At 64.6% G+C, this 17,527-nt stretch carries 18 protein-coding genes; 11 read left to right on the forward strand and 7 right to left on the reverse strand.

Translation table 11 applies throughout. From position 1 onward, the window contains the following. Window positions 1-65: 65 nt before the first annotated feature. Window positions 66-1,388 carry an MFS transporter gene (locus tag ACTHN9_RS11505; RefSeq protein WP_440536884.1) on the reverse strand — a complete coding sequence of 441 codons (1,323 nt, stop codon included), beginning with the start codon at window positions 1,386-1,388 and terminating at the stop codon, window positions 66-68. A gap of 109 nt (window positions 1,389-1,497) precedes the next feature. Beyond that, complete coding sequence (locus tag ACTHN9_RS11510; RefSeq protein ID WP_440536885.1) at window positions 1,498-2,151, reverse strand: gluconokinase; 654 nt, start codon at window positions 2,149-2,151, stop codon at window positions 1,498-1,500. A 149-nt stretch (window positions 2,152-2,300) separates the two neighbouring features. Between ACTHN9_RS11510 and ACTHN9_RS11515 the strand changes: the two genes are divergently transcribed. The 6 genes from ACTHN9_RS11515 to ACTHN9_RS11540 all read left to right on the forward strand — a co-directional run bounded on the left by ACTHN9_RS11515 (window position 2,301) and on the right by ACTHN9_RS11540 (window position 8,281). Beyond that, entirely contained in the window at window positions 2,301-3,329 is a 1,029-nt protein-coding gene (locus tag ACTHN9_RS11515) for a LacI family DNA-binding transcriptional regulator (RefSeq protein ID WP_440536886.1), read from the forward strand. A 112-nt stretch (window positions 3,330-3,441) separates the two neighbouring features. Continuing rightward, window positions 3,442-4,191, forward strand: a complete 750-nt coding sequence (locus tag ACTHN9_RS11520) for a DUF3348 domain-containing protein (protein ID WP_440536887.1) — start codon at window positions 3,442-3,444, stop codon at window positions 4,189-4,191. Window positions 4,192-4,217: 26 nt separating this feature from the next. Continuing rightward, window positions 4,218-6,314 carry a DUF802 domain-containing protein gene (locus ACTHN9_RS11525; protein WP_440536888.1) on the forward strand — a complete coding sequence of 699 codons (2,097 nt, stop codon included), beginning with the start codon at window positions 4,218-4,220 and terminating at the stop codon, window positions 6,312-6,314. Beyond that, window positions 6,311-6,955 carry an OmpA family protein gene (locus tag ACTHN9_RS11530; RefSeq protein WP_440536889.1) on the forward strand — a complete coding sequence of 215 codons (645 nt, stop codon included), beginning with the start codon at window positions 6,311-6,313 and terminating at the stop codon, window positions 6,953-6,955. Before ACTHN9_RS11525 ends, ACTHN9_RS11530 begins: the two co-directional genes overlap by 4 nt. Continuing rightward, entirely contained in the window at window positions 6,948-7,601 is a 654-nt protein-coding gene (locus ACTHN9_RS11535; protein WP_440536890.1) for a DUF2894 domain-containing protein, read from the forward strand. Before ACTHN9_RS11530 ends, ACTHN9_RS11535 begins: the two co-directional genes overlap by 8 nt. Before the next feature lie 227 nt (window positions 7,602-7,828). Continuing rightward, the gene (locus ACTHN9_RS11540; protein ID WP_440536891.1) at window positions 7,829-8,281 is read left to right on the forward strand and encodes a hypothetical protein; all 453 of its coding nucleotides are present in this window, start codon (window positions 7,829-7,831) and stop codon (window positions 8,279-8,281) included. Between the two features lie 191 nt (window positions 8,282-8,472). On the opposite strand, the gene ACTHN9_RS11545 is transcribed toward ACTHN9_RS11540, so the two are convergent. After that, window positions 8,473-10,014: an FGGY-family carbohydrate kinase gene (locus ACTHN9_RS11545; protein ID WP_440536892.1), complete on the reverse strand. Its 1,542-nt coding sequence runs from the start codon at window positions 10,012-10,014 to the stop codon at window positions 8,473-8,475. Window positions 10,015-10,351: 337 nt separating this feature from the next. Between ACTHN9_RS11545 and ACTHN9_RS11550 the strand changes: the two genes are divergently transcribed. The 5 genes from ACTHN9_RS11550 (at window position 10,352) to ACTHN9_RS11570 (ending at window position 14,154) form a co-directional block, all read left to right on the forward strand. Then, window positions 10,352-11,584 carry a molybdopterin-dependent oxidoreductase gene (locus ACTHN9_RS11550; RefSeq protein ID WP_440536893.1) on the forward strand — a complete coding sequence of 411 codons (1,233 nt, stop codon included), beginning with the start codon at window positions 10,352-10,354 and terminating at the stop codon, window positions 11,582-11,584. A gap of 10 nt (window positions 11,585-11,594) precedes the next feature. Then, window positions 11,595-11,960, forward strand: coding sequence for a c-type cytochrome (locus ACTHN9_RS11555; protein ID WP_440536894.1), 366 nt, complete (start codon window positions 11,595-11,597; stop codon window positions 11,958-11,960). A 170-nt stretch (window positions 11,961-12,130) separates the two neighbouring features. Next, complete coding sequence (locus tag ACTHN9_RS11560; protein ID WP_440536895.1) at window positions 12,131-12,571, forward strand: hypothetical protein; 441 nt, start codon at window positions 12,131-12,133, stop codon at window positions 12,569-12,571. 251 nt (window positions 12,572-12,822) lie between these two features. Further along, window positions 12,823-13,650, forward strand: coding sequence for an AraC family transcriptional regulator (locus tag ACTHN9_RS11565; protein ID WP_440536896.1), 828 nt, complete (start codon window positions 12,823-12,825; stop codon window positions 13,648-13,650). A gap of 78 nt (window positions 13,651-13,728) precedes the next feature. Then, window positions 13,729-14,154 carry a cupin domain-containing protein gene (locus ACTHN9_RS11570; protein ID WP_440536897.1) on the forward strand — a complete coding sequence of 142 codons (426 nt, stop codon included), beginning with the start codon at window positions 13,729-13,731 and terminating at the stop codon, window positions 14,152-14,154. A gap of 107 nt (window positions 14,155-14,261) precedes the next feature. Here the strand turns inward: ACTHN9_RS11570 and ACTHN9_RS11575 are convergent, their stop codons facing one another. From ACTHN9_RS11575 to ACTHN9_RS11590, 4 genes are all read right to left on the reverse strand, one after another. Further along, a complete protein-coding gene (locus ACTHN9_RS11575; RefSeq protein ID WP_440536898.1) occupies window positions 14,262-15,062 on the reverse strand; it encodes a DUF2182 domain-containing protein in 801 nt (266 codons plus the stop codon). Beyond that, entirely contained in the window at window positions 15,055-15,705 is a 651-nt protein-coding gene (locus ACTHN9_RS11580; protein ID WP_440536899.1) for a DUF1326 domain-containing protein, read from the reverse strand. The genes ACTHN9_RS11575 and ACTHN9_RS11580 overlap by 8 nt, the downstream gene beginning before the upstream one ends. A 166-nt stretch (window positions 15,706-15,871) precedes the next feature. Beyond that, entirely contained in the window at window positions 15,872-16,183 is a 312-nt protein-coding gene (locus ACTHN9_RS11585; protein ID WP_440536900.1) for a hypothetical protein, read from the reverse strand. A gap of 178 nt (window positions 16,184-16,361) precedes the next feature. Then, window positions 16,362-17,527: NAD-dependent succinate-semialdehyde dehydrogenase (locus tag ACTHN9_RS11590; protein WP_440536901.1), on the reverse strand; the 1,166-nt coding region annotated here is incomplete at its 5' end.

Here is a 17,527-nt window from a genome sequence, read left to right on the forward strand (position 1 = left end):
AAGATCGGAATGTGCCCTCGGCAGGTGTGCCGCCGAAACGCGCGGCTACCTGCCGGGATGCTCGGTCAGGCCATGAACGTACGGCCTGGTGTCGCTTGCTCGTCCGGTTCGGCGATCGGCTCGATACGACCCATCACGAACACGAAGGAGATGATGCCGACCACGAGGATGACGCCGGCGATCAGGAAGGCGTTGGCGAACGAGTTGGTTGCGCCGACGATGTAACCGGTGACGACGGGCGCCGCGACCCCCATCAAATTGTTGACGAAGTTCATGATGCCGCCGATCGTCCCCACGCCGCCCTTCGGCGCGATCAGCGACGGCAGCGACCACCCGACCGGCGCCGCCGCGGCGAGTCCGCCCAGTGCGATCGAGATCCAAACGATGGCCCACGTCGGGTTCGTCGTCAATGTGGCGCCGAACACGGCCAGGCCGAGCACCATGCCGCAGACGAGCACGCCCTTGCGCACGCGCGTCTCATCGTGACCGCGCGCGATCAGATGGTCGATCAGCCAGCCGCCCACGAGCAGATCGGCGACCGTCGCAACCGCCCACGGAATCGCGGCAAAGCCGGCGGACTTCAGGATACTCATGTGCATCGTCTGCACGAGATAGCCCGGCAGCCAAGTCAGGAACAGATAGAACGAGTAGCCATAGGCGGCAAACCCGATCGTCAGCCCCCATACCTTCGCCTTCTTCAACAGGTAGCCGAGCATCGAGAACGCGCTTGCGCTCGATGCGCCTTCCGGCGTGGCACCGCCTTCGACGATGTAGCGGTGTTCGGCCTGCGAAAGCTTCGCATCCTGGCTCGGATCGCGATAGATGAAATAGAACGCGACGAAATACGCGAAGCTGAGCAACGCGGTCACGCCGAAGCCCCAGCGCCAACCCATGCCCACCACCACGACCGCGACGAGCGGCACGCCGATCACGTTCGAGAACTTTGCGGCGGCGTCGAAGATGGCCGTGGCCAACGCGCGTTCCTTACGCGGAAACCAATAGCCGGTCGCCTTCGAGCTGACGGGAAAGCCCGGCGCTTCGGCAATGCCCAGCATCGCGCGCGCCGCAAAAATCCCGCCGAAGCCGCTCGCGAAAGCCGTGACGGCCGAGGCCATCGCCCACAAGAACGCGCCCCAACGCCCCAAGCGCGTCACGCCGAAGCGATCGAGAACGATGCCCGCCGGCACTTGAAGCAGTGCATAGGGCCAAAAGAACGCGCTGAACAACAGGCCCATTTCGGCCGGAGAAAGATCGAACGCGGCCTTGAGCTGCGGCGCGGCCACGGACAAGTTGATGCGGTCGAAATAGTTGATGAGCACGCCCACGCCTAGCAACACGCCCATTACCCAGCGCCGCTTAGCGACCCGTTGCGCTGCTGTCGATGTCATTTCCGTCTCCTCTTGAATATCGGATTCGCATCGGAATCCGCGAAATGCGTGGTGTCGTCCACGCGGCCGCGCTGCGCCCGTGCACTCGATGGCGGCGGCCGCGTGTGACCTAACGTTGAATCGGCCTCGTATCGGCGCGTGCCCATCCGGCCATTCCGGCCGGTGCGACGGACGCCCCGACGGCGGCTCCGGTAGTCGCACCCGCAAAGACAGCGCTATCTTCATCAATCGGCCGACACTCGCCATGCCGCGAGGCTTGCATATGCCAGTCGAGCGCTTGCTCGACGATCGCATCCAGCGGACGCGTTGCGTCCGCTCTCAGGGTCAGCGCCTCGCCGATAGGCGCCTCGAGATCCGCAAATTGGCTCGCCACGAGCGAATCGGGCATGTAGTGCCCCCTGCGTTGACCGACGCGCTTTGCGGCCTCCTCCTGCGGAAGATCGAGGAAGATGAAGCCCACCTTCGGGCTCCCGAGCCTGAGCCGGTCGCGATAGCGGCGCTTGAGCGCCGAACAGGCAAGCACGACCGGCTCGCCGCGCGCGCACGCTTGCCTCATCTCGGCGGCGAGGCGGTCGAGCCAGCTCCAGCGATCGGCGTCGACGAGCCCGATGCCACGTCGCATCTTCTCGACGCTGGCTGGGCTATGAAACGTATCGCCTTCGATAAAGCGCCCGTTAAGGCGCGCGGCCACCGCCGCCGCGACACTCGATTTGCCGCAGCCCGCGACACCCATCACGACGATAGCCGGTACTGTCTGGTCCATCGGTTCGAATTCCTTTCACTGAGATAGCGCTATCTCATCAAATTCAAAGAAAGGCGGTCAGCCGCCGCCTTATGCTCGGATCCGTCCCCATTCGCATACAATATCGAACGTTTGTGGGACGATTGAGACAGCGCTATCCTAGTTCAACTATGACATCCGTCACACCCAGGAAAACCCGCGGCACCGGCCGCCCTACCCTCGAGCAAGTCGCCCAGCGCGCCGGCGTGAGCACGATCACCGCGTCTCGGGCGCTGCGTGGTTTGAGCACGGTCGGACCGGAGTATGTGGAGCGGGTTCGCGAGGCCGCGCGGGAGCTGAACTACGTGGCCAACGCGGCCGCGCGGGCCCTCGCGCGCGCGCAAAGCGATACGGTGGCCGTGCTCGTGCCGTCGCTGACGAACAACGTTTTTACTGACGTGGTCGAGGCGATCCATACCGTGCTGCGGCCGCAGGGCATCGAAATCGTGATCGGCAACTCGCACTACCTGCGCGACGAGGAAGAAGACTTGGTACGCCATTACCTCGCCTCGCCGCCGATGGGCATGATCGTGACCGGGTTCGATCGCAGCGAAGCCGCGCGGCGCCTGATCGATGCGAGCGGCGTGCCCTGCGTCTACATGATGGAACTCGCCCGCGCGGAGAACCTGTACTGCGTCGGGTTTTCGCAAGAGGACGCGGGCGAGGCCGTCGCCAAGCATTTGATTGCCCGTGGCTGCAGACGCAATGCGTTCGTGGCCGCGCAACTCGATCCGCGGATGCTGCAGCGAGGCGAGGGCTTTCGCCGTACCTTGCAGCGCGCGCACCTGCACGATCCCGATCTCGAGATCCTGACGCCCGCGCCGTCGTCGATCGGGCTCGGCTGCGAACTCTTCCGGCAACTGATCACGCGCCATCCGCAGGTGGACGGCGTCTTCTTCGGCAACGACGACCTGGCACAAGGCGCGCTTTTCGAGGCGCGCCGCATGGGCATTCGCGTGCCCGAGCAAGTGGCGATCGTCGGCTTCAACGATTTGGCGGGTGCCGCGGATTGCGTGCCGAGGCTCACGACCATACGCACGCCTCGCGCGCAAATGGGTCGGACAGCCGCCGAGCTGCTGCTGTCGATCATCCGACAGGAGCGCATCGCCTCCCCCACGGTCGATCTCGGTTTCGAACTCGTGGTGCGCGAAAGCGCGTGAGCGGGTGCTTGGTTCGGAGTCGAGGCGCACACCGCCACCCGCCTAGTCGGCACCATTTAGCGGGACCCGCCCCGGCGGCAGTGTAAACTGCTGCCTCTTTGACTTTGGTTGTATGGTGCAAGTCTCTCAGCGCACAGCCTTAAGCGGCCCGACCCTAATTCGCTTGCTCGCGCGTCTGACCGACGCCGACGTTCCCGACAACCGTCAATCGCTCTCGGACCGGCTTAGCCAATGGCTCGGTTGGACCGATGCCATTACGTTGTCCTCCGCGTTGAACGGCAATCCACCCGTCGTCGCCTCCGACGCGCGCGCCGGCGCGCGTGCCGCGCAAAGCGAGTGCGCGCGGGTGCGCGCCGCGCTAACGAACGCCATCGCCGACGAGAGCGTGTTTGCCGCGCTCGAGCAGCGAGGGCCGGCACAAGCATTCGCGCAAGGCAACACGGCGGACGTTTCGGTCGATTACTCGGTGTTTCGCCAGCGCTATCTCTTCATGCAACGCGAGATGGAGACGGCTGTCGGCAACCTGCGCGAGCGCCTGCGGGTCGTGCTAGCTGCCCGCTCGCCGGAGATGGGGCGGTTAGCGATGGTCGATGCCGTCATGGAACGCGCGCTGAGCCCGCGCGAGCAAAGCCTGTTGGCCGCCGTGCCCGCCTTGCTCGCCAAGTACTTCGAGCGTTTGCGCCAGGCCTCGCAAGCAACGCCGGCCGATGCCGATGCCGACGCCTCGGGCGTCGCCGAGGCTCGCACGTCTCGCGCATGGCTGGACGTGTTCCGCAAGGACATGCAAAGCGCGCTGCTTGCCGAAATGGAAGTTCGTTTTCAACCGGTCGAAGGCTTGCTCGCCGCCCTTCGCGCCTGCTAACCGGAATACAGGATTACTGGAGCACTATGTCCAGACAGCTCTTGAACATCGTCGTTTTCTCGCTCGGTCTGCTCGCGGTGTGCTGGGTCGGTGCCGGCTACCTCGGCTCGAATCCGCTTGCGCTGGCCCTCACGCTGCTCGTCGGTGCCTGCTACTTGGCGGGCGCGTTCGAGCTTCGACGCTACAGCGAGGCCACCGCCACGTTGGCGCGCACCGTCGATTCGCTGACCGCGCCCCCCGCAAGCTTGGCCGCTTGCCTCGATCCGTTGCCGCCCAGCTTGCGCCATTCGGTGCGCCTGCGCATCGAAGGCGAGCGCGTGGCCCTGCCGGGGCCGGCGCTGACGCCCTATCTGGTGGGCTTGCTCGTCTTGCTGGGCATGCTGGGCACGCTGCTGGGAATGGCGGCGACCTTGCGGGGCACCGGCATGGCGCTCGACAGCGCCGCGGATCTGCAGGCGATCCGCGCTTCGCTGGCCGCGCCCGTCAAAGGGCTAGGGTTTGCATTCGGCACCTCGATCGCGGGCGTGGCGACGTCCGCCATGCTCGGGCTGCTTTCCGCGCTGTGCCGCCGCGAACGGATCCATGCGGCGCACAAGCTCGACGTGAAGATCGCCACGACCTTGCGTGCGTTTTCGCAGTCGTATCAGCGCGAGGAGACGTTCAAGCTGTTGCAGCGGCAGGCGCAGATCATGCCCGCGCTCGTCGATCGGTTGCAGACGATGATGTCGGCGATCGAGCAGCACAGTGCGGCCGCGAACGAGCGGCAGCTCGCGAATCAAAACGCCTTTCACCGCGAGGTCGAAACCGCCTATACCCGATTGGCCGCGTCTGTCGAACAGTCGTTGAAGAAGACCGTCACCGACAGCGCGCGTGCCGCCGGCGCCGCTTTGCAGCCCGTCGTGGAAGCGACCATGGCCAGTCTGGCGCAAGAGACGGCGTCCCTGCACGACGTCGTCACGCGTGCGGTGGACCGGCAGCTCGACGGGCTATCGACCAGCTTGCGCACCACGACGCAGACCGTGTCGGACATCTGGAACCAGGCGCTCGCGGAACACCGCCAATCGAGCGAGACGATCGCGCTGCACCTGAACACCTCGCTCGCCGGATTTACCGAAACCTTCGAGCAACGCTCGGCCGGTTTGGTGCAAGACGTGGCCGCGCGCCTCGACGCCACCGCCGGCAATCTGTCGGACGCGTGGGCGACGGCGCTGTCGCAACAAGCGCAACTGGGCGATACGCTCGCGCAGCGCAACCGCGAAGCCTTGCAGGCCGCAGCGGCAACCTTCGAGCAGCACTCGGCGGCGCTGCTGCGCAACGTCGATCGATCGCACGCGCAGTGGCAAGCGGCACTCGCTTCGCGCGACGAAGAGCGGCTCGCCGCCTGGACCGGCACGCTCGGGTCGATGGCCACCGCTTTGACGCAGCAATGGGAAGCGGTCGGCGCACGGACGGCGGATCGGCAGCAGGACATCTGCAACGTGTTGGCGCAAACCGCGCGCGAGATGTCGGCCGACGCGCGAACGCACGCCGCCGAGACGATCGCCGAGATCGCACGGCTCGTGCAGGCCGCGTCCGAAGCGCCGAAGGCGGCCGCCGAAGTCGTCGCCGAACTGCGCCAAAAACTCTCCGACAGCATGGTGCGCGACACCGCGATGCTCGAAGAACGCAGCCGCTTGTTGGCAACGCTGGAAACCTTGCTCGATGCCGTCAATCACGCCAGCACCGAACAGCGGTCGGCCGTCGATGCGCTGGTCGCCACGTCGGCGAATTTGCTCGAACGCGTCGGCAATCGGTTCGCCGAAACGATCGATGCCGAAACCGGCAAGCTGGGTACCGTCGCCGCGCAAGTGACCGGCAGCGCAGTCGAAGTCGCGAGCTTGGGCGACGCATTCGGTGCGGCGGTCCAGTCCTTCGGTCAATCGAACGAGACCTTGGTAGCGCATCTCGCGCGCATCGAAGCCGCGCTCGATAAGTCGCTCGCTCGCAGCGACGAGCAGCTTGCCTACTACGTCGCACAGGCGAGAGAAATCATCGACCTGAGCATGATGTCGCATAAGCAAATCATCGAGGATATGCAACAGCTCGCCGGCCAGCGAGCATCGGCCGGAGCCGCGGCAGCATGAGCGAGGAAATCGACGGCGGCGTGGAACATGTCGCGCCGACATGGGCCGCGTTCGGCGATTTGATGTCGGTGCTGCTTGGGGCCTTCATGCTGATCCTGGTGTGCGTCATCGGCGCGCAACTGGAACTCTCCGCGAAGCTTCACAAGGAAGTCCAGCAACGGCAGATGGAGGCGCAGCGCCGCAAGGCGTTGGAAGACGCGTTGGCGGGCCCGCTCGCGGCGGGCCGGGTCACGCTGGTCAACGGGCGGATCGGCATTAGCGGCAGCGTGTTGTTCGCGCTGAACTCCGATCAGTTGCAGCCCGAAGGCCGGGAGGTCCTGAAGAGCCTGGCCGGGCCGCTCTCAAAGTATTTGGTCGCTCGCGACGAAATCCTGATGGTGAGCGGCTTCACCGACGATCGCCAGGTTCGAGGCGGCACCAAGCAATTCGCCGACAACTGGGAATTGTCGGCGCAGCGTGCGTTGACGGTCACCCGTGCGTTGATCGAGGCGGGCGTGCCCGCTTCGTCGGTATTCGCGGCCGCGTTCGGTGCCCAACAGCCCGTCAGTTCCAATGCCGACGCGGTGGGGCGCGCCAAGAATCGGCGCGTGGAAATTGCGCCGATTCCGAAGCCATCGGCCGGAGCCGCAACTCATGAGTAGCGGTGCGACGCGCGCCCGAGCGATGCTCGACGCGTGGCGCGAGCGAGGCGCCGACCGCATGGATCCTGTCCGCTTCCATTTCATCGAAGCGCTGGCCCGGCGCTCGGCCCTCCACAGCGGCGAGGCGGGACGGATTCTGGCAACGCGGCTTTCCCACCTGCTCGACGCCTATGCCGACGATCTCGAGCGAGCGGCGTCCCAAGCGAGCGACGCCAGGGGCGCGCCCGTCGTGGGCAAGCCCACGCGCGGTGCGCTGGCGGAACTCGCGGATTACCTCGAAAGCCATGCGCCGGCCCGCGGCGATCGTGCGGACACGTCGACATCGGTGGCTCGGTCGGCGGCGTATCCCGAACTCCCGGTGCTCGACGACTTCCGAGAAATCTGGTCTCGAATGAGCACGGAGAAGCAGCTGCGGCAGTCGCTCGCGCAAGTGCCCGGCAATCCGGGGCCGCTCAATTCGAGCAGCCTCGTGCACCGTTCGCTGTCGCTGATGCAAGCGCTATCGCCGGGCTACCTCCAGCAGTTTCTGTCGTATGTGGATGCGTTGTCCTGGATGGAGCAGATCGCAGGCGGCGCATCGCCGGTCAAAACCCCCGCACCGCGAGTCGCGAAAAGCAGCGATACCGCGAAAAAGCCCCGGCGCTGATGCTACAAGGGGCAGCAGGGGCTCCCATTGCATCGCTCGCGTGCGCACCTTATAAGCTGAACGATTTCAGCCACTTATCTTATTTGCCCATGAGTTGCCCACAGCCTTGCGAACAGTTTCTGTGGGCAACTTTTAGAGCCACGTCCGTAGCCGGCACTTTCCCATTAATGAGACGCTCCTTTTAAACGGTATATACTGTTTATACCGTTTACCACTGGAGAGGGATCATGAGCGAGCCGATCGTCAAGAAAGCGACCAAGAAACCGTTGCGCGTCCCGAAGGGTGCGAACGGGAAAGCGCCCGTCGAAGCCGAGCACGCGAGCGCGAGCGCGGGCACCCCCGACGGCGCCGCGTCGACGATCGAAACCGCCCCGGCGAAGGCACCGAAACAAACGCGCGCGGCAACGCCCGATGCAGCGCCGGCTCCTGTTGCCAAAGAAGGAAAGACCAAGCGCGTCAAGAAGGAAAAGGTCGTGCGCGATAGCTTCACCATGCCGAGGTCCGACTACGACAAGATCGCGGCGTTGAAGCAAAAATGCCTCGATGCGGGTGTGTCGACAAAGAAGAGCGAGATCCTGCGGGCCGGCCTGCTGCTATTGGAAGCCGCGCCGTTGAAACGCTTACTCGCGGCCGTGTCGGCAGTGGAAACCGTCAAGACGGGCCGTCCGGCAAAGTCGTAACGCGAGGCCCGCGCGGGCCTCGCGCCGACGACGCGGTTCATCGCTTAACGTGACTTCGCCCGCGGGCGCGCTCGCCAGCCTCGAATGCACGCGCCGAGAGCGCACCGCACAAATTCAACGATTTCAGCGACTTGCGTCATTTGCCCAGGCGTTGCCCACAGCCTTGCGAACAGTTTCTGTGGGCAACTCGCTTACTCTTGCAGCCGATGCATCAGCGGCTTGAGCGCCGGATAGAGGTCCTTGTAGACAGCGAACCGTTCGGCGTACACGGCCCGGCGGCCGGCGTCCGGCCGGGCCCGCTCGACGAGGCTCACCCACCCGCCGCGCGCGACCTCGGCCGAGACGAGTTGGGTACCGAGAGCGGCAAGCAGCGCCGCGCCCATTGCCGCCTCGACGTCCTGCTCGATCGTCCAGACCGGATAGCCTGTGATATCGGCGATGATTTGCATCCACAACGGCGAATGCGCCGCGCCGCCGACCACGATGAGTTTGTCGTCGAGCACGCGGGCGCCCTGCCGGCCCGCCTCGATGTTGTGCATCAGCGCGAACGCCACCCCCTCCAGGACAGCGCGGTAGAGATGCGCGCGCGTATGCACCAGATTCAAGCCGATGAATGCGCCGCTCGCCTTGGCGTCCCAAACCGGGCTGCGCTCGCCCATCAAGTACGGCAGGAACATCACGCCGTCCGAGCCGGCGGGAACGCGCTCTGCCGTCTCCTCCAGCAGTACGTGCGGATCGCCGTGCGGCAACGCGCGCGCGGCCTCGATCTCCGCTTGGCAAAACTGATCGCGATACCAAGCAACGGATGCACCGGCCGTACTCGCCCCGCCGAACACGTAAAGATCTTTCCGGCCGTTAAAGACGTGGGGCATGCTGACGAGACCATGCCGCGCATCGACCTTCTGATCGATATAGCCCCAGCACATGCTCGTGCCGATCATCGCCACGTGCTGACCCTCGCGCGTGGCCCCGGCGGCAAACGTGGCGACGGCTGCATCGACCCCGCCCGCGACAATGGGCGTACCGGCCGGCAGACCGAGGCGTTCGGCCCATTGCGACAGTAAGCCGCCGACGACGTCCGTCGATTCGACCAAGCGTTCGGGCATCATGCCGGCCGGAATACCGAGCATCTCGAGCATCGTGTCGGACCAATTGCGCTGCGCAACGTCGTAGACGCCGCCGATGTTCCCCGCCGAGCTATGGTCGACGGCAATCTCTCCGGTCAGCAGATAGATGACGTACGCATTCGGCGGCAGGAAGTAGCGCGTGTTCGCCCATACGTCGGGCCGGTTCTCGCGCAGCCACAGCATTTTCGTGAAGCCGTAGTAGCTGTCCACGCCGTTGCCGGTGATGTCGAGCAACCGCTCCAGGTCGACCCGCTCGCGCACCCAGTCGACCTCGGCCGTTGCGCGGCGGTCCATCCAGATCAGGCACGGATGCAGCGGCCGGACGTCGCGGTCGACCGGAATGCCCGAGCCGCCGTAGAGGCCGCCGATGCAAATCGATCGAATCGACGACGCCTCGATGCCCTGTTCGCGCGCCGCCTTGACACAGTGCGCGATGCACTCGATCACCGCATCGAACCAAACCGAGGGCCACTGCTCGGCCCATAGCGGCTTCGGCGTATCGGGCTGATAGCCGCTGGCATGCTTGGCGACGATCGCGCCGTGGCGATCGACCAGCAACGCTTTGGTGCTCTGGGTGCCGATATCGACACCGATAACGTATTCCATGAACTCCCCCACACCGCTACCCAGTTGATCGAGCAGACCCGGACCGCCTCCCCCTCGCGCGCGAGCGGCCGTCGCGTTGGCTGTGAAAGTTAGGGCGATCGCCCTATCGCAGCCGCCAACTTTACGCCTGTTTTTGGGTACGTTGTCACGGTGTACCAGGCCAACTAGGTGACCACCCGGCCACGCAAATACGCTTTCCGACGACCCTACCGCCCCTGCCTTCCGGGTATCCCCGATAGAGCGCCACCTTTGGTCTTCCTATAGTCATAAATACACAACACCGCGAGCCCCGATAACGTGGCGACTCGCTCCGTGTTGCGTGGCGGGAGACCAAACCATGGACGAGCAGAACCGCGCGATGCGCCGCCAGGTGCTCGCGTCGCTCGCGGCCGGCGGCATGGCTGCCGTTACGGGATCGTGGTCCGGCCTCGTGCGTGCCGCCGAAGCCGTCACGCTGCCGTTCGAGAACGGCCTGCGCCCACTGACGAGCGACTTTCCTCAGAAGGGCGAAATGCTGCTCTTACGAAGCCGCCCGCCGTTGCTCGAAACCCCCTTCGACGTATTCGACGAAGGCGTCTTCACGCCTAACGATCGATTCTTCGTGCGCTGGCACCTCGCCGGCATCCCCACGACAATCGACGCGCGCACCTTCGGGGTGAAGGTGCACGGCGCGGTCGCCCACGAACTCGATCTTGGCATTGCCGACATCATGAACGGCTTCGACCGTGTCGAACTGGCCGCGGTCAATCAGTGCGCCGGCAATTCGCGCGGTTTTTTCAAACCTCGCGTCGCGGGCGGCGAATGGGGGAACGGCGCGATGGGCAACGCGCGTTGGACCGGCGTGCGGCTCAAAGACATCTTGGATCGTGCAGGTGTCAAGGCCGGTGCGGTCGAGGTCCGCTTCAACGGGCTCGATGAAGGCGTGGTTGCCGCCACGCCCGACTTCGTCAAATCGCTCACCGTCGATCACGCACGCGACGGCGAAGTGATGGTCGCGTTCGGCATGAACGGCCAGCCCTTGCCGCTGCTCAACGGCTTCCCGCTGCGCCTGGTCGTACCGGGTTGGTACTCGACGTATTGGATGAAGATGTTGAACGACATCGAAGTAATCGATACGCCCGATCGCAATTTCTGGATGGCAAAGGCGTACCAAATTCCCGATACGCCGCATGCAAGCGTATCGCCAGAAGACAAGTCATTCAAAACCGTGGCCATCAATCGCATGGTGCCGCGCTCGTTCGTCACGAACCTGAGCGACGGTGCGGTGCTCGATATCGGCGTCCATCGCAAGGTGCGCGGCATTGCTTTCGGCGGCGACGCCGGCGTACGCGAAGTTCGCTTTTCGTCAGACGACGGCGCGACCTGGACGACGGCACAGCTAGGCCGCGACTTCGGCAAGTATAGTTTTCGCCGCTGGGAAACCGCCTTCGTGCCTCGTCGGCCTGGACGATATACGCTGAAGGTCATGGCGATTAATGCCAACGGCGTTGCGCAGCCGGATAAGCCCAATTGGAATCCGGGCGGCTATATGCGCAATGTCGTGGAAGCCGTCACCGTCGTTGCGGCGTGAGGAGCGCGTCATGAAACCTGCCTTGATCGCGCTCGCGTTGCGTGTCGGTCTCGTTACCCTGGCGACATCCGTCGCCGGTTTCGCCACGGCCGCGGGCCCAGCGCAGCGCATGTCGCAGCAGCAAGCCACGCGCGAAGTCCACGTTTCCCTCCCGCCGGGGACGACATCGTTTCCCCCGGGCCCGGGGTCCGATCTGGCCGACCAACATTGCGTCGTGTGTCATTCGGCCGGTATGGTGCTCCGCCAGCCGCCCCTTTCCTTCGACGAATGGAAAGCGGAGGCGGCGAAGATGCGCACCGTCTATGGCGCGCCCTTTCCTGCTGAGAACATCGATGCGATCGCTCGATACCTGACTTCGATCAACGGTAAGCAATAACGCGCGCGGCTCGGTGCGCCCTATTCGGCGGCGCTCGATCAAGCTTGCACGCAGCACCGAATCGAATTTCGTTACGTTTCTTACAGACTCCGAATCGGCAAGCAACATCTCCCTTTCCGCGCCTCGGTATACTCCGCGCCATCATTCCAACAACGGACAAGAGGCCTGAAATGTTGAAGAAGAACGTTCGAACTGCCGTGTCGGCAACTCTGGTGGCGCTGGCTGCGTTGGCGGCGCTGCCGGCGCTCGCTGGCGACTTGAACAATGCACTTGGCGGCGCTCTGGGTGGCGCAGCGGGCGCCGCCGTGGGCGGCGCAGTGGGCGGCAGCACCGGCTCGATCATCGGCGGCGCGGTGGGCGGCGGCGCAGGCGGCGCGATTTCGTCGAATCGTCGGGAACGTACCGGCGCCATCGTCGGCGGCGCGCTCGGCGGCGGCGCGGGGGCGGCTGCCGGCAACGCAATGGGCGGACGCGCGGGCGGCATCATCGGTGCAGCGGCTGGCGGCGGCGCCGGTGCGTCGCTCGGCGGACACGTCTCTCGCGTGAACTCCTACGCCAACGATTACCACGGCCATCGCGGCCGGCACCACCGTCGCCACTATCGCGACTAAACCTTCGCCGCCACTTGCTGCCGAGCGCGGCGAGTGGCGGCAGCGTCACGATGCGGGCCGAGCGGATGCCGGCGCCGCATTTCATTTCCCTCGGACGCTAGACCTTCGGATGCGCAGCCAGCGCGATGCGGCAGTGCGTCATCGGTCATGGATCGACCCGTGCCAAAATACCGGCCACGGCGGCCCATCGAACCGTGCCTGAGCGCCGATGCCGCGGCGCGACACCCCAGGCCATCCAAGGTCCTCTTTCCATGAAGCGACAAGCCGCGCCCTCGTGCCCCGATTGGGTGAGGCGCGCCGAGCCCATAGAAGGTGTCGAGCGTATCGAAGCATGGTTTCACGGCAAGGCGTACGCCATGCACCGCCACGATACTTATGCGATCGGTCGCACGCTAGCCGGCGTTCAGCGTTTCAGCTATCGGGGCAGCGTGCGAAACAGCTTGCCCGGCAATACCATTGTGCTGCATCCCGACGAGCCTCACGATGGCCAGGCAGGCACCGACGAAGGCTTCCGGTACCGGATGATCTACGTCGAACCGGCGCTCTTTCAGGATGTGCTCGGCGGGCGTAGCCTTCCGTTTCTCGAGGGCGGCGTGACGACCGATCCGCGCCTAGCGGCGGCGACCGAAACGCTGCTGCAGCACGTTGGCTATGCGCTCGAACCGCTCGAACAAAGCGAGGCGCTCGCCAACCTGACCCATGCCCTTGCCGCCGTGGCGGGTGCGCCCGTACAGCGCCCGAAAGGCGATTTTCTTGCGGCGCGCCGCGCACGGGACTATCTGCACGCCAATTACACGCGCGCTGTCGCGCTCATCGAACTCGAGGCCGCGACGGGCCGCGATCGTTGGAGTCTGTCGCACGACTTTCGCACCTTCTACGGCACGAGCCCCTACCGTTATCTGACGATGCGTCGGCTCGATGCGGTGCGCCGCATGCTGCTTGCGGGTACGTCGCTCGCCGACGCCGCGGCGACAGCGGGGTTTGCCGACCAAAGCCATATGACGCGGCACTTCTCGAAAACGTTCGGGCTTGCGCCGGGGCGCTGGCTTCAGATGGCGGCCCATTTCCGCCACGGCTGAAAGCGCCCACGATCGTTCAAGACGGCTGCGCGGAGCTAAGCGTATTCTCGACGCATTGCCCCTTGAGCGGAGAGAACGATGTCCCGATCCTCGAACCCCACCCCGGCGCCGGCCGAGCGCGGCCAGTGCCAAACCATCGACCTTATCGGCAAAATCGCGCTGATCGATGGGCATTGGCAACCGCGCGTCGTCGCCGAAATGAACGACTACCAGTTCAAGGTCGTGAAGATCGAAGGCGACTTCCAATGGCACCGGCATGCCGATACCGACGAGACGTTCGTCGTGCTCGAGGGCGAGTTGCGTATCGACTATCGTGCGGGCCCTTCAGGCGACGATTCGATCGTGCTGCGCGCGGGGCAGATGGCGGTGGTCCCCAAGGGCGTCGAGCACAAGCCTTATGCGCGAGAGGAGGTCAAGCTTTTGCTGATCGAGCCGCGAGGGGTCGTCAATACGGGCGACGGCGCAGCGGGAGAGCGGACGGTTCAGAACGATCAGTGGGTTTAGCGCGGAAACCGTCCCTCGGCGGCCTTTCCAGGCACGATTGGAACAAGGGCGGAGTGCGGTGCGGTTCGATTGGGACGCGACGGCACTCGCCCGGTCGCGTCGCAACCTCACCCCGCAGTTGCCACGACCACGCCCCCGCACACCAACAGCACGCCGCCCGCGAACGACAACCATCGCGCGCGCGGCAGCATTTTTTCGAGCGCCACGAAGATCGCGAGGGCAGCAACCCAAAGCACGCTCATGACGCCAAACACGAAGAGCAGCGCCATGAGCACGCCGCAGCACCCGACGCAGTAAACCCCATGACGGATTCCCATGATCAGGGCGCCACGGGTGCCGTCTCGCCACTCAGTCAACAGAAAACCGAGTGGCGACGCACACTTGCCGAGGCACGCGCGCTTTAACGGCGTCAGTTGGAAAACCCCGGCAGCGACGAGCAGAGCGCCTCCAAGCAGCGGGGTGGCGCTCACCATCATCGGTGTGATGAGACGGGCCTCGAGCAGGCCCCATTGCGCAAACGTCGCCAACAGGCAAAAGGCAGACCACGCCGTGAGATAGCCAAGAACGAATACGCTCGTGCGCCCATACGGCAGTCGTTGCGCGCGGCGCTGACGGCTCAGAATCGCGAAAGCGAGAATCATCGGCACGACGGACGGGAGCATCATGGCGGCCATCATGACGACCCACATCGCCAGTATCAGCAGTAGATCGACGACGCCCCAATCCGTCATGCGCGGCATGATGGCCATGCCGGCGCCTGCCTCCATGTGCGCCATCCCCCAACTCAAATAGAGCAGGTAGATCCAAGCCAGCGCCGCCGCGGCCGCAACACCCGACAAGACGATCGCGCGGTCGCGCGTCGGCAGCCGCCGCAGCGCCAGTCCATCGCTCGAACCCGGCTCAGCCATGGTAGGAAAACGGCGAATAGAACCCGTTTCGGTCGGAGATTTCTCGTGAAAAGCCGTGGTCTGTGAAGCTGAAACGCGTCGATTTTCCGACCACCGCCGCAAATCCAGGAACGGGGGTAAGCGGATGATTGCTGATGGTGACCTCGCCTCCATCCTGACCGGGCAACGCTTCGATTTCCATGTCCGCGACATCGGGTATGCGAAGGCTGCGACGCTTCCCCTCGAGGCGGTAGTCGATCGCCGCCGGCTTGACGCCCATGACTTCGCCAATCATCGGACCAAGCGCGGCAAGCGGCCCCCCGGCCTGTCCGGAGAAGATCTTGCCCAACGCGTCTTGCTGCTGCGGCGTCCCGCGTTCGTCGAGATAAAGCGCCACGCGCCATTTGTTTTGCAGCATGTGCCCCGGTGAATAGGCAAACAAAGCGGTATTGAGACCGCCCAGGGATACCCCGGCAAACTCGCCTTGGTCGACGTGCCAACCGATCAGCACCGCGCAGTCGCCATCCGACGGCGGACCCAAACAAACGCAAGCGCACGGGGCGTAACAGTTGCAGCTCTCGAAATACGTACCGGCAACCTTCCAGTTCTCGGCCATGACTTTGACCTCCGTCGTGCGGGCGCGCGGGCTGCGCGCCGATTGCATTCGGGTATGACGCGTCTGCGCGCGTTTGCAAGCTTCGGTGGCGCCAACGGACGCCGAACCGGGCGAGCAAATCGATTAAAGTCTAGGTCGAAATGGAAGAGGGGGTGGGAATGAGCGGGGACGAATTCGCGCCGGACGGCGCACTTATGCCTGACGATAAGATTCGCTAATCCGAGAGGATCGCGTTCGCTATGTTGTCGACCACGACAGGACTTTCGAAGTACATCACCGACGGAAAAGCACCGAATGTTTCATAGGCCGACGCTTTCCAGGTATCCGTGTACATCGCCTCGGCCTCGGCTCGAGAATTCCAGAGGTAGACGCCACCGCCCGCACGGCCATCCTCCGACAAAACATAGTATTTGCGCAAAAGGCCAGGCACGCCCTGATACTTCGGCGCCGCCTTGAGGAAAAGGCTTCGCGCTTGCTCGCGCGTGATCGGTTTGGGCAACTGAAACGACGTGATGACTGTGATCATCGAAACGCTCCTTTCACCGCTAAGAATTGGGGGGATCGTGCGCGTCGTCGAGGCATATTGGCCATGCCTAGTTTCAGCGTGCAAGTTCGTCCGGCGACCGGTGAAACCGCGGCCGCCGGCGAACCCTCGCCAACCCACTTTCCCTCGCTCAGCGAGCCCGACTCGGCGAGCGCCCCGCTCAGACGGCCATCACCGTCACCGATTTCGACACGAGATACGGCTCGAGTGCCTCCGGCCCGCCTTCGGAACCGTAGCCCGAATCCTTCACGCCGCCGAACGGCATTTCCGGCCACGGCGTTGCCGGCTGATTGATCCAGAGCATGCCGACTTCCAGGCGCTGCGTCAGCAAATGCACGTTCGCAAACGACTTCGTAAAGGCGTAACCGGCCAAGCCATACGGAAGCCGATTAGCTTCGGCGATGGCCTCGTCCAACGAATCGAACCCGCGAATCGCGGCTATGGGCCCGAACGGCTCGTTGTTGAACACGTCGGCACTCAAAGGAACATTCGACAACACGGTAGGCGCGAAGAAATTGCCTTCGGAGCCGATCCGCTCGCCGCCCGTCTCGACGCGGGCGCCCGTCGCGCGTGCGTTCTCGATCACCGAGGTCATCGCCGTGAGCCGGCGCGGATTCGCGAGCGCGCCGAGCGTCGTGCCCTCGGCCAAACCGTTACCGACCTTCAGCCCTTCCGCGTGTTTGACGAGTTCCCGCGTGAATGCCTCCCGCACGCTGTTGTGAACGAGAAAGCGCGTCGGCGAGATACATACCTGGCCCGCGTTGCGGAATTTGGCGCCGCCGGCTGCCTTCACAGCCAGCGAGACATCGGCGTCCTCGGCGACGATCACGGGCGCATGCCCGCCCAACTCCATCGTCGCGCGCTTCATGTGTTGACCCGCGAGCGCGGCAAGCTGCTTCCCCACCACCGTCGATCCGGTGAAGGAAATCTTGCGGATCACCGGATGGGGAATGAGATACTCGGAAATCTCGGCCGGGACGCCGAACACCAGATTGACGACGCCATCGGGTACGCCAGCATCGACAAAGGTGCGGATCAGTTCAGCCGGTGAAGCCGGCGTTTCTTCCGGCGCCTTGACGATGATCGAGCAACCTGCACCAAGCGCAGCGGACAGCTTGCGGCAGACCTGATTGATCGGGAAATTCCACGGCGTAAAGGCCGCGACCGGGCCGACCGGCTCCTTGACGGCGAGTTGATAGATGCCGGGACCACGCGCCGGGATCAGACGTCCGTAGGCGCGGCGGGATTCCTCGGCGAACCACTCGATCACGTCGGCCGCGGCCAGCGTCTCGATCTTGGCTTCAGCGAGGATCTTGCCCTGCTCCA

Source organism: Trinickia sp., assembly GCF_051953405.1.
Taxonomy (GTDB): domain Bacteria; phylum Pseudomonadota; class Gammaproteobacteria; order Burkholderiales; family Burkholderiaceae; genus Trinickia.

Coding starts and splice junctions, on each gene's coding strand:
- ACTHN9_RS11580 (WP_440536899.1), bottom strand. CDS start 15,705: ATGCAATCGGCGCGCAGCCCGCGCGCCCGCACGACGGAGGTCAAAGTC.
- ACTHN9_RS11575 (WP_440536898.1), bottom strand. CDS start 15,062: ATGGCTGAGCCGGGTTCGAGCGATGGACTGGCGCTGCGGCGGCTGCCG.
- ACTHN9_RS11560 (WP_440536895.1), top strand. CDS start 12,131: ATGTTGAAGAAGAACGTTCGAACTGCCGTGTCGGCAACTCTGGTGGCG.
- ACTHN9_RS11520 (WP_440536887.1), top strand. CDS start 3,442: ATGGTGCAAGTCTCTCAGCGCACAGCCTTAAGCGGCCCGACCCTAATT.
- ACTHN9_RS11540 (WP_440536891.1), top strand. CDS start 7,829: ATGAGCGAGCCGATCGTCAAGAAAGCGACCAAGAAACCGTTGCGCGTC.
- ACTHN9_RS11555 (WP_440536894.1), top strand. CDS start 11,595: ATGAAACCTGCCTTGATCGCGCTCGCGTTGCGTGTCGGTCTCGTTACC.
- ACTHN9_RS11505 (WP_440536884.1), bottom strand. CDS start 1,388: ATGACATCGACAGCAGCGCAACGGGTCGCTAAGCGGCGCTGGGTAATG.
- ACTHN9_RS11510 (WP_440536885.1), bottom strand. CDS start 2,151: ATGGACCAGACAGTACCGGCTATCGTCGTGATGGGTGTCGCGGGCTGC.
- ACTHN9_RS11525 (WP_440536888.1), top strand. CDS start 4,218: ATGTCCAGACAGCTCTTGAACATCGTCGTTTTCTCGCTCGGTCTGCTC.
- ACTHN9_RS11545 (WP_440536892.1), bottom strand. CDS start 10,014: ATGGAATACGTTATCGGTGTCGATATCGGCACCCAGAGCACCAAAGCG.
- ACTHN9_RS11585 (WP_440536900.1), bottom strand. CDS start 16,183: ATGATCACAGTCATCACGTCGTTTCAGTTGCCCAAACCGATCACGCGC.
- ACTHN9_RS11570 (WP_440536897.1), top strand. CDS start 13,729: ATGTCCCGATCCTCGAACCCCACCCCGGCGCCGGCCGAGCGCGGCCAG.
- ACTHN9_RS11535 (WP_440536890.1), top strand. CDS start 6,948: ATGAGTAGCGGTGCGACGCGCGCCCGAGCGATGCTCGACGCGTGGCGC.
- ACTHN9_RS11515 (WP_440536886.1), top strand. CDS start 2,301: ATGACATCCGTCACACCCAGGAAAACCCGCGGCACCGGCCGCCCTACC.
- ACTHN9_RS11550 (WP_440536893.1), top strand. CDS start 10,352: ATGGACGAGCAGAACCGCGCGATGCGCCGCCAGGTGCTCGCGTCGCTC.
- ACTHN9_RS11565 (WP_440536896.1), top strand. CDS start 12,823: ATGAAGCGACAAGCCGCGCCCTCGTGCCCCGATTGGGTGAGGCGCGCC.
- ACTHN9_RS11530 (WP_440536889.1), top strand. CDS start 6,311: ATGAGCGAGGAAATCGACGGCGGCGTGGAACATGTCGCGCCGACATGG.